General features: G+C 34.3%; 11 protein-coding genes. 7 read left to right on the top strand and 4 right to left on the bottom strand.

Translation table 11 applies throughout. The features are described 5' to 3' along the window. Positions 1–77: 77 nt before the first annotated feature. On the top strand, positions 78–2,276 hold the full coding sequence (gene katG, locus D6T69_RS06120; protein WP_125066923.1) for a catalase/peroxidase HPI: 2,199 nt from the start codon (positions 78–80) through the stop codon (positions 2,274–2,276). A gap of 67 nt (positions 2,277–2,343) precedes the next feature. Here the strand turns inward: katG and D6T69_RS06115 are convergent, their stop codons facing one another. The 4 genes from D6T69_RS06115 to D6T69_RS06100 form a co-directional block, all read right to left on the bottom strand. Next, the gene (locus D6T69_RS06115) at positions 2,344–3,507 is read right to left on the bottom strand and encodes a sigma-54-dependent transcriptional regulator (protein WP_125066922.1); all 1,164 of its coding nucleotides are present in this window, start codon (positions 3,505–3,507) and stop codon (positions 2,344–2,346) included. Positions 3,508–3,703: 196 nt separating this feature from the next. Beyond that, positions 3,704–4,633 (bottom strand): mechanosensitive ion channel family protein, encoded by a 930-nt coding sequence (locus tag D6T69_RS06110; protein ID WP_125066921.1) that lies wholly within the window; start codon positions 4,631–4,633, stop codon positions 3,704–3,706. 100 nt (positions 4,634–4,733) lie between these two features. Further along, positions 4,734–6,056: an ABC transporter permease gene (locus tag D6T69_RS06105; RefSeq protein WP_125066920.1), complete on the bottom strand. Its 1,323-nt coding sequence runs from the start codon at positions 6,054–6,056 to the stop codon at positions 4,734–4,736. A gap of 3 nt (positions 6,057–6,059) precedes the next feature. Continuing rightward, complete coding sequence (locus D6T69_RS06100; protein ID WP_125066919.1) at positions 6,060–6,989, bottom strand: ABC transporter ATP-binding protein; 930 nt, start codon at positions 6,987–6,989, stop codon at positions 6,060–6,062. Between the two features lie 190 nt (positions 6,990–7,179). On the opposite strand from D6T69_RS06100, the gene D6T69_RS06095 reads away from it, so the two are divergent. From D6T69_RS06095 to D6T69_RS06070, 6 genes are all read left to right on the top strand, one after another. Continuing rightward, positions 7,180–7,641, top strand: coding sequence for a MarR family winged helix-turn-helix transcriptional regulator (locus D6T69_RS06095; RefSeq protein ID WP_125066918.1), 462 nt, complete (start codon positions 7,180–7,182; stop codon positions 7,639–7,641). 17 nt (positions 7,642–7,658) lie between these two features. Then, positions 7,659–10,064 (top strand): 3-hydroxyacyl-CoA dehydrogenase/enoyl-CoA hydratase family protein, encoded by a 2,406-nt coding sequence (locus D6T69_RS06090; protein ID WP_125066917.1) that lies wholly within the window; start codon positions 7,659–7,661, stop codon positions 10,062–10,064. Between the two features lie 68 nt (positions 10,065–10,132). Continuing rightward, positions 10,133–11,323: an acetyl-CoA C-acyltransferase gene (locus D6T69_RS06085; protein ID WP_125066916.1), complete on the top strand. Its 1,191-nt coding sequence runs from the start codon at positions 10,133–10,135 to the stop codon at positions 11,321–11,323. 33 nt (positions 11,324–11,356) lie between these two features. Beyond that, positions 11,357–11,713: a four helix bundle protein gene (locus tag D6T69_RS06080; RefSeq protein ID WP_073184577.1), complete on the top strand. Its 357-nt coding sequence runs from the start codon at positions 11,357–11,359 to the stop codon at positions 11,711–11,713. Between the two features lie 34 nt (positions 11,714–11,747). Beyond that, entirely contained in the window at positions 11,748–13,556 is a 1,809-nt protein-coding gene (locus D6T69_RS06075) for an acyl-CoA dehydrogenase family protein (protein ID WP_125066915.1), read from the top strand. Between the two features lie 275 nt (positions 13,557–13,831). Further along, entirely contained in the window at positions 13,832–14,833 is a 1,002-nt protein-coding gene (locus tag D6T69_RS06070; protein ID WP_125066914.1) for a PliI family lysozyme inhibitor of I-type lysozyme, read from the top strand. Positions 14,834–14,837 lie beyond the last annotated feature (4 nt).

Here is a 14,837-nt window from a genome sequence, read left to right as displayed (position 1 = left end):
AATAAAAAATATAGATAAAAATTATCCATCGTTTTATTGTAAATTTGAACGTATTCTAACCTAAAAAAAATACAAATATGAAAGATTTACACTCACACTCTTCTAGTAAAAACGGAAAGTGTCCTTTTTCTCAAGGCGCTAATACTGAAATACATGACAACGTTATGGAATGGTGGCCTAAATCATTGAATTTAGACATTCTACACCAACATGACACCAAAACCAATCCTTTAGGAGAAAATTTTAATTATGCTGAAGAATTTAAAAAATTAGATTTAGAAGCTCTTAAAAATGACCTAAAAAACTTAATGACCGATAGCCAAGATTGGTGGCCTGCCGATTGGGGACATTATGGTGGTTTAATGATTCGTATGGCGTGGCATGCTGCAGGTACTTATAGAGTTGCTGATGGCAGAGGTGGTAGTAATACAGGAAACCAACGTTTCGCTCCTTTAAATAGTTGGCCTGATAATGGTAATTTAGATAAAGCCAGACGACTATTATGGCCTATCAAGAAAAAATATGGTAATAAATTATCGTGGGCAGACCTTATTATTTTAGCAGGAAACATGGCTTACGAATCTATGGGATTCAAAACATTTGGTTTTGCTGGAGGACGTGAAGACATCTGGCATCCTGAAAAAGATATTTATTGGGGTACTGAAAAAGAATGGTTAGCACCTACCAAAAATAGATATGGAAGTGACAATAACCGTGAATCACTTGAAAACCCGCTTGCTGCTGTTCAAATGGGATTAATTTATGTAAACCCTGAAGGTGTAGACGGAAAACCTGATCCGTTAAGAACTGCACAAGATGTAAGAGAGACTTTTAAGCGAATGGCAATGAACGATGAAGAAACCGTTGCGTTGACAGCTGGTGGACACACCGTAGGAAAAGCTCATGGTAATGGTGATGCAGACGCTTTAGGTCAAAGTCCTGAAGGAGCTGAAATTCATAACCAAGGTTTTGGTTGGATGAATCCTAAAGGAAGTGGAAATGCTGAACATACTGTAACTAGTGGTTTAGAAGGCGCATGGACAACAACACCTGATAGATGGAATAACACATATTTCCATTTATTATTAAATCATGAATGGGAGTCAAAAAAGAGTCCTGCTGGTGCTTGGCAATGGGAACCTATTAACATGGATGATGCTGACAAGCCTACCGATGCCCACAACCCGAATATCAAAAGAAATCCTATCATGACTGATGCGGATATGGCAATGAAAATGGATCCTGAATACAGAAAAATATCTGAAAAATTCTATAAAGATCCTGAATATTTTGCTGATACCTTTGCACGTGCTTGGTTTAAATTAACACATCGTGATTTAGGACCTAATACACGTTATTTAGGTGCTGATGCTCCAGCAGAAACACTTATCTGGCAAGATCCAGTTCCTACTGTTGACTATACGTTAAGTGATACTGAAGTTGAAGAGTTAAAAGAAAAACTATTGAATAGCGGACTTACTCGTACTGAACTAATCAATACTGCTTGGGATAGTGCTAGAACTTTTAGAGGTTCTGACTTTAGAGGTGGTGCTAATGGAGCTCGTATTCGTTTAGCTCCACAAAAAGACTGGGAAGGAAACGAACCAACAAGATTAAAGAAAGTATTAGATAAGCTTACTGAAATTCAATCTGGGCTAAGTAAAAAAGTAAGTATTGCTGATTTAATTGTTTTAGGAGGGAGTGCAGCTGTTGAAAAAGCAGCTCAAGAAGGTGGTGTTAACATTAAAGTTCCTTTTACTCCTGGAAGAGGTGATGCAACCGCTGAAATGACCGATGCTGAATCTTTTGATGTTTTGGAACCTTTACATGACGGATATAGAAACTGGCAAAAGAAAGATTATGTAGTGAAACCTGAAGAATTATTATTAGACAGAACACAACTTATGGGCTTAACCGCTCCTGAAATGACTGTTTTAGTTGGAGGAATGCGTGTATTAGGAACCAACCACGGAGGAACTAAACATGGTGTGTTCACAGAAAATGAAGGTGTATTAAGTAACGACTTCTTTGTTAATCTTACCGACATGAAATACTCATGGAAGCCTGCTGGAGAAAACTTATACAATATTGTTGATCGTAAAACTGGAAGTACTAAATGGACAGCTACAAGAGCTGATTTAATATTTGGTTCAAATTCAATTTTACGTTCGTATGCTGAAGTATACGCACAAGACGATAACAAAGAAAAGTTTGTGAAAGATTTTGTAGCAGCTTGGACCAAAGTAATGAATGCTGACAGATATGATTTAGCATAATTTAAAAACTAAATCATAAAAAAAGAAGAGCGATTTGCTCTTCTTTTTTGTTTATTATCTAGTAATATTATTTACTCGCAAATAGTTTCACGTCATTTTTAGAAACTTCTTTTTCTCCTAAAATAAGTAATCGTTCAACTACATTTCGTAATTCTCGAATATTACCTGTCCAATCATATTCTTGCAACAATTTAATAGCATCATTAGAAAATCCTTTTTTAGGCATACCTTGCTCTTCAGAAATTTTCTTTGCAAAGAAATCTACTAATAACGGTATATCTTCTCTTCTATCGTTTAATGCAGGAACTTTAATTAAAATCACTGCTAAACGATGATATAAATCTTCACGGAAACGTCCTTCTTCAATTTCCTTCTTTAAATCTTTATTTGTTGCAGCAACTACGCGTACATTTACTTTTATGTCTTTATCTGAACCTACTCGTTGAATACGATTTTCCTGTAAAGCACGTAATACTTTTGCTTGTGCCGACAAACTCATATCTCCAATTTCATCCAAGAAAATGGTTCCTCCATTAGCCGCTTCAAACTTTCCTGCTCTATCTTTGTTAGCTCCTGTAAAACTCCCTTTTACATGCCCAAACAGCTCACTTTCTATTAGTTCTGATGGAATAGCTGCACAATTCACTTCAACCATTGAAGCTTTAGAGCGCTCAGATTTTTCATGTAACCAATGCGCTACTAACTCTTTTCCTGTTCCATTAGGTCCAGTAATTAAAACTCTAGCATCGGTAGCTGATACTTTTTCTATAATATCTTTAATATGAGTAATAGCATCGCTCTCTCCAATCATTTCATAATTCTTACTCACCTTCTTTTTCAAACGCTTATTTTCTACTACCAACTCCTTTTTATCTAAAGCATTTCTTACGGTATTCAATAAACGATTTAAATCTGGTGGTTTTGAAATATAATCAAAGGCTCCTAAACGCATGGTGTTTACTGCAGTATCTAAATCACCATGACCAGAAATCATCACCATTGGTATTTCAGGTTTTAACTTTCTAACTTTTTCCAATACCTCAACACCATCCATTTTTGGCATCTTAATATCACACAAAACCAAATCGTAATCTGTTTTCTTTATCATTTCAATTCCTTGCAAACCATCTTCAGCTTCTTCTACTTCATAGGAATCGTTTTCTTCAGAAATAATTTTTTTTAATACTCTGCGAATTGCAGCTTCATCTTCTATTATTAATATTTTACTCATATTTTTTTTAGACTTTTAGATGCTAGATTAAAAGAAAAAAACTAGTTTAATGAATTCTTGAAATCAGAAATCATTTTTTTGAGCTCACTTACTTCGTTCTCTAAATCTATTAACGTTACTTTATTAACACACTCTTTACAACAAGAAAGAACCATTGGTGGTTACAACTCAAAAAGCAAGCCAAACGTTTTTCATCTTAATTATTTAGTTCTTCTTTAGAATTTCCCTCCTCTTTACCTTCAATTTCTTTCTGATTGTTTTTCTTTGGAGGTTCAAAACGTAACCCTTTGGCATCTACAATGTGTATATCTCTTTGTGGGAACGGAATACTGATATTATGCTCTCTAAACAGCTCGTCTATTTTAAACCGTATATCACTTTTTGGTATTGCTGCCTGAAAACTATCATTTAATGTAAAAATTAATTTAAAGTTTAACGAACTATCTCCAAAATTTTCAAAAAGCACTAACGGAGCTGGGTGCTGATATACTTTTGGATGTTCACTAGCCGCTTTCATTAATAGTTTTTTAACTAAAGCTACATCACTACCATAGGCTACACCCACTGTTACACTTTCTCTAGTAGTGGTGCCATTCTGTGTCCAGTTATATAAACTATTTGATAAATACTTATGATTAGGAATAACCAATACTTTATTATCAATTGTTACGGCTCTTGTAGTTCTTAACTTTATTTCTTCCACCCTACCAACTTTGTCATCTAACTCAATAATATCTCCAACATGAACACTTTTATCAAGAATGATAAAAATTCCAGATATTATATCCTGAAAAAAAGTTTGCAAAGCCAAACCAATACCTATTAATAAGGCAGAGGATGCTACTAAAATTGCACTTAAATTAACTCCTGCTGAACTTAAAGCTATTGAAAAAACAACTACATAAGCTAACCAACTTGTAAAAGAGAAAATAGTATCAAACTTATTCTTGTCTTCTTGTTCTAATTTACTTTTAGCTAGTTTTTTTAAGTACTTCAGTAAAATTTTCACAAGAATTAAACCTATTATTAAAAACAGAACTGTCTTTATTGTAATATCTACTTCTTTTCCTCCTACTGGAATTCTAAGATTTAGAAAATCGGTTATTTCTTTTATTACTTCTTTCATCTGTTAGTTCTTTTTTTTATTGATTAGATGCAATTTACTATCTAAACATTTTCAGGTATTACTATGAGTTAAATACTACAATTTATTTTATAAATGATAATTACCCATTGTAACGAATCCACTTCCATAAATCTTTATAAGTCGGCTTTTTACCATACATTAAAATACCCACGCGATAAATTTTAGCAGCAATCCATACAATCACCATAAAAGTAAGAATTAATAGCAACATAGAAATGGCTATTTCCCACCAAGCAACTCCAAACGGAATTCTCATTAACATCACTATTGGAGATGTGAATGGTATATAAGAAAATATTACTGACACTGGTCCGTGAGGATCATTAATTACCGTTGCAAAACCTACATACACTGCCAAAATTAATGGTAACATAATAGGCATCATAAATTGTTGTGTGTCCGTTTCATTATCTACCGCTGCTCCTACTGCTGCAAACAACGAGCTATACAACATATACCCTCCTAAGAAGTAGAAAATGAATAAGAAGAACATTTTTATTAAAGGCAATCTGAAAATTTCTTGCACAATCATTTCACCTTTATTGGCTGCTGTTTGTTGAATAGCTTCCATTTGTTCTGGTGATACTTTTGCCGACTGCATTTCCATCATATCAACACCAAAGAAAGAAGATGCTACTAGGCTAAACACTAAAAACAAAATTCCCCAAATAAAGAACTGTAACAATCCAGCTGATGCATTTCCAATAATCTTTCCTAACATTAATTGAAAAGGTTTCACAGAAGAAACGATCACCTCAATAATTCTGCTTGTTTTTTCTTCAATAACACTACGCATTACTGATGTTCCGTAAATCATCACAAACATCATCAATAAATATCCTGCAATAGCTCCTACACCAATCTTTAATCCGTTGATTAATTTAGATGATTTTTCCCCAGAGAAATTCAACATTTTTATTTCTGATGAAATTTTAGACTCCTCAATATGTGCAATATCAATTCCGAAGCTTGTTAGTTTTTTATGACGTAACTCCTTATCAATTTTATCCTCTAAACTTTCCATGATAGACATACTTGGTGAGTCTTTAGAGAAAAACTCAATCGATTTTGCCAACATTTCTAAACTATCTTGTTTCGGAATATATAAAGCCCCGTAATAATCACCATCTTCTACCTTCTTTTTAGAATCTTCAATTCCTAAAGCAGTAAAATCTTCATACTTTACTGTTTTTGAATCTTTAAAAATATCTTTAGAGAACATTCCAGACTCATCAACATATACTATCTTCTTAACCTTTTCATCGTTCTTCTTCATTAAGAAAAATACTAAAGCCCCCATACCAATCATTAACAGTGGACTTAAGAAAGTCATAACGATAAACGACTTATTTCTAACCTTAGCAATAAACTCGCGTTCTATAATTAATCGTAATCTTTTCATTGCTTAACTGTTTTTATGGATTGCTTGAATAAAAATATCATTAGCACTTGGTACTAACTCTACAAAATGCTGTACTTGACCTTGGTTGGTTAAATACGATAATAAATCGTTTGGAGAACTTCCGTTGGTAAGTTTTACATTTAATTTTAACCCTTCGTTTAACAGTTTGAAATCTGCCGGTAAGACCTCGAAGTTTTCTTTAAGCTTTTGCTCCACTTCTTTTGAATTAGAAGTTGCTAATCCAACCTGAAAAGTATTTGTTCTAAACTCCTTTTTAATATCTTCTAGCTTACCATCTAAAATTTTATTCGACTTATTAATCAAAGCTATATAATCACACATCTCCTCAACAGACTCCATTCTATGGGTAGAAAAAATAATGGTAGCACCTTCATCACGCAACTGTAAAATTTCTTTAGCTATTAGTTGTGCATTAATAGGATCAAATCCAGAAAAAGGCTCATCAAAAATTAATAATTTAGGCTGATGTAATACCGTTACTATAAACTGTACCTTTTGAGCCATTCCTTTAGATAGCTCTTCAATCTTTTTATTCCACCAAGCACCTATATCAAATTTATCAAACCAATATTTCAATCGTTTTTTAGCTTCCGATTTACTCAACCCTTTTAATTGAGCAAGGTACAATGCCTGCTCTCCTACCTTCATACTTTTATACAACCCTCTTTCTTCTGGCAGGTAACCTATATGTTCTATATGGTTTGGAGCTAACTTTTCTCCGTCTAATATAATTCCACCAGCGTCAGGCATTGTTATTTGGTTGATAATTCTAATAAGTGAGGTTTTTCCTGCACCGTTAGGTCCTAATAAACCAAAAACACTTCCTTTAGGAATGTGCATCGAAACATTATTTAATGCAGTATAATCGCCATAACGCTTTACTACATTATTAATTTCTAATAAATTGTTCATAGATTTTATAGTTGATTAATTGCCGTTTATTTAAAAACAGCAGTGACAAACTTACATATTTTTATACTCAATTAGTATACGCTTCTCTCTAAACGTTACAAGATTAATTTTTTGTTAATTTTATTATGCATGCATAACTTTTCTACGAAATACTATGCGTGCATAATAAAATTTTATATATTTGGCATCCATGGACAAGGATAAATCAATAGATCACCAATTAAGAGCCACGTGGCAAGCCGTTGCAAAAATGTATAACGAGCAAGCTGCAAAGCATGATAGCACAATGGCTACGGCTTTTGCTTTATTGAATATAGATTTTGAAAACGGTACTCCTTCTACTGCTTTAGGACCGTTAATGGGAATGGAGCCTACAAGTCTTTCTCGTTTATTAAAAACAATGGAAGATAAAGGAGTTATATGTCGCGAGAAAAATCCTAATGATGGTAGAAGCGTTATTTTAAAGCTTACTAAATATGGTAAAGAAATGCGTGAAGTTTCAAAAGGGCATGTATACCAATTCAATAATAAAGTAAGAGAACATATTACTGAAGAAGAGTTAGAAACCTTCTTTAAAGTAACAACAACAATAAACAAACTAATTACAGATAAGTTAATATACGAAGAAGATATTGACAATAAAGCTGTATAAAACAAACCAACAAACAAATGGCAAGAAGAATTAAAAAAGTAGCAATTATCGGTTCTGGTATCATGGGATCAGGTATTGCATGTCATTTTGCTAACATTGGCGTTGAAGTATTGCTTTTGGACATCGTTCCAAGAGAGCTTAACGACAAAGAAAAAGCAAAAGGATTAACCTTAGAAGACAAAGTAGTTCGTAACCGTTTGGTAAATGATGCTTTGACTGCTTCGTTAAAGTCGAAACCATCACCTATCTACAATAAAAAATTTGCAGATAGAATTACTACTGGAAACCTTGAGGACGATTTACACAAAGTTAAAGATGTAGATTGGATTATGGAAGTAGTTGTTGAACGCTTAGACATTAAACAAAGTGTTTTTGAGCAAGTTGAAAAATATCGCACTCCTGGTACTATTATTTCTACCAACACTTCAGGTATTCCTATTAAGTTTATGAACGAAGGACGTAGTGAAGATTTCCGTAAGCACTTTGCGGTTACACACTTTTTTAACCCTCCTCGTTATTTAAAATTATTTGAAGTTGTTCCAGGACCTGACTGTAAACAAGAAGTTACAGACTTCTTAATGGATTATGGTTCTAAATTCTTAGGAAAAACTTCAGTATTAGCTAAAGATACACCAGCATTTATTGGGAACCGTATAGGTATCTTTGGAATCCAATCGTTATTCCACCAAGTAAAAGAATTAGGCTTAACTATTGAAGAGGTTGATAAATTAACAGGACCAGTTATTGGACGTCCTAAATCAGCTACTTTCCGTACTGTTGATGTTGTTGGATTAGATACTTTAGTACACGTTGCTAACGGAATCTACGAAAACTGTCCTAACGACGAAGCACACGACTTATTTAAGTTGCCAGATTTCATCAACACAATGATGGAAAACAAATGGTTAGGTAACAAAACCAAACAAGGTTTTTATAAGAAAACAACCAATGCAGAAGGAAAGCGTGAAATTTTAGCCTTAGATTTAGATACGATGGAATACCGTCCGTCTAAAAAAGCAAAATTCGCTACCTTAGAACTAACAAAAACAATCGATAAGCCAATTGACCGATTTAAAGTATTAGTTGGCGGAAAAGATAAAGCGGGAGAATTTTACCGTAAGAACTTCGCAGCAATGTTTGCCTACGTTCAAAATAGAATTCCAGAAATTTCTGACGAATTATACAGAATTGACGATGCCATGAAAGCTGGTTTCGGATGGGAAAATGGTCCTTTCGAAATTTGGGATGCTGTAGGAGTTGAAAAAGGTATCGAATTAATGAAAGCTGAAGGAAAGGAACCAGCTGCTTGGGTTACTGAAATGGTAGCTAAAGGAGAAAAATCTTTCTATACAGTTAAAGACGGTGCAACATATTACTACGATGTACCTGCAAAAGCTCAAGTTAAAAAACCAGGACAAGATTCATTTATCATCTTAGATAATATTCGTAAAACTACTGAGGTATTCAAAAACTCTGGAGTTGTTATTGAAGATTTAGGAGACGGAATCTTAAACTGTGAATTCCAATCTAAAATGAACACTATTGGTGGTGATGTTTTAGCAGGATTAAACAAAGCGGTTGATTTAGCTGAAAAAGACTTCCAAGGATTAGTAATTGGTAACCAAGCTGCAAACTTCTCAGTAGGTGCCAACATCGGAATGATTTTTATGATGGCTGTTGAGCAAGAGTACGATGAGTTAAACATGGCTATCAAATATTTCCAAGATACCATGATGCGTATGCGTTACTCTGCAATTCCTACCATTGCTGCTCCTCACGGAATGGCGTTAGGTGGTGGATGTGAATTATCATTACACGCTGATAAAGTAGTTGCTGCTGCTGAAACATACATCGGATTAGTAGAGTTTGGAGTTGGAGTAATTCCTGGTGGTGGTGGATCTAAAGAAATGGCGTTAAGAGCACAAGACTTATTCCATACTGGTGATGTTCAATTAAATGTATTACAAGAGCACTTCTTAACTATTGGTATGGCTAAAGTTGCAACTTCAGCTTATGAAGCATACGACTTAAACCTACTACAAAAAGGAAAAGATGTTGTGGTTGTAAACAAAGACCGTCAAATTGCAGAAGCTAAAAAGCACGCTGTGTTATTAGCTGAAGCAGGTTATACACAACCAGTAAAACGTAAAGATGTTTTAGTATTAGGTAAGCAAGCCTTAGGAATGTTCTTAGTAGGAACTGATTCTATGGAAGCTTCTAAATATATTTCTGAACACGATCAGAAAATTGCAAACAAACTAGCCTATGTAATGGCTGGAGGAGATTTATCAGAACCAACAAAAGTTACTGAGCAGTATTTATTAGACCTTGAGCGTGAAGCTTTCTTAAGTTTAACTACTGAAAGAAAAACGTTAGAGCGTATTCAGCATATGTTAAAAACTGGTAAACCTTTACGTAATTAAAATTACTATGCTATTAGCCTCTAGCTGTTAGCAAATAGCTAAAAGCCAATAGCCAAAAGCAAGAAAATATGAAAACAGCATATATAGTAAAAGGATATAGAACCGCCGTAGGGAAATCTAAAAAAGGTGTGTTCAGATTTAAAAGAGCTGACGAATTAGCTGCTGAAACCATCAAGTATATGATGACAAAGTTGCCAGAATTCGACGTAAAGCGTATCGACGATGTTATTGTTGGTAACGCAATGCCAGAAGGTTCTCAAGGATTAAACATGGCAAGAATTATTTCGTTAATCGGATTAGATTCTGTAGATGTTCCTGGAGTTACCGTAAACCGTTTCTGTTCATCAGGATTAGAAACTATTGGTATGGCAGTAGCAAAAATTCAATCTGGAATGGCAGAATGTATTATTGCTGGTGGAGCAGAAAGCATGAGTTCTGTACCAATGACAGGTTTTAAACCAGAATTAAACTACGATATCGTAAATGCAGGTCACGAAGATTACTATTGGGGAATGGGTAATACTGCTGAAGCAGTAGCGCAACAATACAATGTATCTCGTGCAGATCAAGATCAATTTGCATACGAATCGCACATGAAAGCTTTAAAAGCATTAGATAGTGATCGTTTCCAAGATCAAATAGCTCCAATTGATGTAGAAGAAACTTACATTGATGGAAACGGAAAACGCGCTACAAGAAATTACACAGTTACTAAAGACGAAGGTCCACGTCGTGGAACAAGCGTAGAAGCCTTAGCAAGATTACGTCCAGTATTTGCTGCTGACGGTTCTGTTACTGCTGGTAACTCATCACAAACAAGTGATGGAGCTGCCTTTGTAATGGTAATGAGTGAAGATATGGTAAAAGAGTTAGGTATTCAACCAGAAGCTCGTTTAGTAAGTTATGCAGCAGCAGGAGTACCACCTCGTATTATGGGAATTGGTCCTGTAGCAGCAATTCCAAAAGCATTAAAACAAGCAGGTTTACAACAAAGTGATATTGAATTAATTGAACTAAACGAAGCGTTTGCTTCACAATCGTTAGCAGTTATTCGCGAATTAGGATTAAATCCGGATATCGTTAACGTAAATGGTGGAGCAATTGCTTTAGGTCACCCATTAGGATGTACTGGTGGTAAACTATCTGTTCAGTTATTTGATGAAATGCGTAAGCGTAACATGAATAACAAATACGGAATGGTAACCATGTGTGTAGGTACTGGTCAAGGTGCTGCTGGTATTTTTGAATTCCTAAGTTAAGAAACAAGACTATTAGAATCAAGAAACAAGACGATGCACAATTTCAAAAAATTAAAAATTTGGACTGAAAGCATGAATTTAGTTTCTGATTCTTATAAATTAACTAGAACCTTTCCAGACTTTGAAAAGTTTGGCTTGGTTTCTCAGATGAATAGATGTGCTGTTTCTATTCCTTCTAACATAGCTGAGGGTTCAAGTAAAAGCACTAACAAACATTTTAATAAATATTTAGAAGATAGCTTAGGTTCTTCATTTGAATGGGAAACACAATTAATTATTGCTTTTAATGAAAGCTACCTATCTGAAGAAAAGTTTAAAGAATTAGAACAAAAAATTAAGTCAATACAAAAAATGATTTCAAGTTTCCAATCTGGTCTGAATAAGTCTTGACTCTTGGCTCTTGAATCTTAAAATCTAATATACTATGTCAGAATTAACAAAAGATCTTTTACGCGGAGGGCAGTTCCTAGTAAAAGAAACAAAATGTGAAGATATATTTACTCCTGAAGATTTTTCAGAAGAGCAAACAATGATGCGTGATGCGGTTAAAGAATTTAACGACCGTGAAATCATTCCTCATAAAGAACGTTTCGAAAAGAAAGATTATGCACTTACCGAAGAAACTATGCGTAAAGCTGGTGAATTAGGATTTTTAGGTGTGGCTGTTCCTGAAGCTTATGGCGGATTAGGAATGGGATTCGTTTCTACCATGTTAACATGTGATTACATTTCAAGTGGAACTGGATCTTTTAGTACTGCTTTTGGTGCACACACAGGTATTGGTACGATGCCAATTACTTTATACGGTACTGAAGAGCAAAAGCAAAAATACGTTCCTGCTTTAGCAATGGGAGAGCGTTTTGGAGCTTACTGTTTAACAGAACCAGGAGCAGGATCGGATGCTAACTCAGGTAAAACTACTGCTGAGTTAACTGAAGACGGAAAGCACTATAAAATTAACGGACAAAAAATGTGGATTTCGAATGCAGGTTTTGCTGAAATCTTCATCGTTTTTGCTCGTATCGAAGACGATAAAAACATTACTGGTTTTATCTTAGAATATGATAAAAACAATCCTAACGGAGTAACTTTAGGAGAAGAAGAACACAAATTAGGTATTCGTGCATCATCTACTCGTCAGGTATTTTTCAACGATACATTAGTTCCTGTTGAAAATATGTTATCTGTTCGTGGTGGTGGATTCAAAATAGCAATGAACGCCTTAAACGTTGGTCGTATTAAGTTAGCTGCTGCTTGTTTAGATTCTCAAAGAAGAATTATAACTCATGCTGTAAACTATGCTAACGAGCGTAAGCAATTTAAAACTCCTATTGCTGAGTTTGGAGCTATTAAAATGAAATTAGCTGAAATGGCTACTAACGCTTATGTTGGTGAGTCTGCATCATACAGAGCAGCTAAAAATATTGAAGACAGAATCGCTATTCGTGAATCTGAAGGAAACACGCATCAAGAAGCAGAATTAAAAGGTGTTGAAGAATACGCTATTGAATGTTCTATCTTAAAAGTAGCAGTTTCAGAAGACGTACAAAATTGTGCTGATGAAGGAATCCAAATTTTTGGAGGTATGGGATTCTCTGAAGAAACTCCAATGGAGTCTGCTTGGAGAGATGCTCGTATTGCTCGTATCTACGAAGGAACTAACGAAATCAACCGTTTATTATCGGTAGGAATGTTAGTTAAAAAAGCAATGAAAGGTCATGTAGATTTATTAAATCCTGCAATGGCAGTTCAAAACGAATTAATGGGAATTCCTTCTTTCGATACTCCAGATTATTCTGAATTATTCTCAGAAGAAAAAGAAATTCTTGCTAAACTTAAGAAAGTATTCTTAATGGTTGCAGGAGCTGCTTTACAAAAATTTGGACCAGAGTTAGAGCAACACCAACAGTTATTAACTGCTGCTTCAAATATTTTGATTGAAATATATATGGCAGAATCAGGAATTTTAAGAACTGAGAAGAACGCTAAGCGTTTTGGTGAAGATGCTCAAAAAGAACAGATTGCAATGGCTAAGTTATACTTATACAATGCTGTTGAAATTATTACCAAAAGTGCAAGAGAAGGAATTATTTCTTTCGCTGAAGGTGATGAGCAACGCATGATGTTAATGGGACTTAAGCGTTTTACAAAGTATGCAAACTACCCTAACGTAGTTGAATTACGTAATACAATCGCAGAAAAATTAAAAGCAGAAAATAAATACTGCTTCTAAACATATTAAAACTACCTAATGTTGCTAACAAGCATAGGTAGTTTTTTAAAACTTTCTTCAACTTTTATAGGTTTTAGAATTTAGTTGTTTGTTTAAAAGATCGTCAAATTAGGTTTTGGCGGTCTTTTTTTATACCCTCAAAAAACGTTGATAAACCTATACGCTACAATATCAACCTACTAAAAAATCAAGAATCTTAAGGTTTTCTTAAAACGTTTTTTCATATCTTTAATGGTATATTTATTGTTATTTAGAAGCAAAAAACATAAAATAGCATGATAAAACTTACCAATTCAGCACTACTAGGAATGGCATTTTTAGCCATCGTTAGCTGTAAAAAAGAAGCGAAAAAAACAGACACACAAGAAACCACAAAACAAGAAACTGTAGCTACAATTACTGATGTTACAGGAAACTACGTTTCATCAGAATACGAAAAAAGAAACGAAGGGTACGATTGGGTTTCTGTTGCTGTAAAACCAGCCGCAAATGACAATATAAAAATTGCTGTTCGCTCACGAGCTGACAAGAAAAAACCTACCTGTACTTTTGACGCTCTTGCTGAAAAAACAAATGACAGCACATATACAACTGACATAAATGGTAAGACTGTAGTATTTTCTTTTAAAAACAAACAAATTTCTATTGCAACGGCAAACAAAGAAGATAATAGTTTATTAAACTTTTACTGTTCAGGCGGAGGAAGTCTTGCGGGTTCTTATCATAAAATTGAAGGAAACCTTGACCAAACACAAATAGACAAAACCATTTTTAGAAAAAATGTAACCCTACAAGGAATTAGTTTTAGCATTGCTACTCAAAAAAATGGGATGGAAACTGAATTAACAGTTATTCCTTACGGATTAGAAATTGACAATTCTGCCGTTACTCAAACAATTGATGGTAACGTTGTTGATGCTGAAATTGAAGATTTAAATTCTGATGGTTCTCCAGAAGTTTTAATCTACACAAAATCTGACGGAAGTGGAAGCTACGGAAATGTAATAGGATTTTCAGTAAACAATAAAAAATCGATGAGTCAAATATACTTCCCTCCTATTACCGATAATAAGGAGTTAAGTAAGGGATATATGGGGCACGATGAATTTACCATTATTGAAACAACTTTAGCACAACGTTTTCCTATTTATAAAGAAAGTGATTCAAATGCTAACCCAACAGGAGGTACCAGACAAATTACTTATAAATTGGTAGATGGTGAAGCTTCAAGAAAATTTGTAGTAAAAAACTCAACTGAATTTAACACTAATAACTAAACTT

The organism is Tenacibaculum singaporense (assembly GCF_003867015.1).
GTDB lineage: Bacteria > Bacteroidota > Bacteroidia > Flavobacteriales > Flavobacteriaceae > Polaribacter > Polaribacter singaporensis.
The sequence above is the reverse complement of the archived record's forward strand: the minus strand, read 5'-3'. Positions and strand labels throughout refer to the sequence as shown.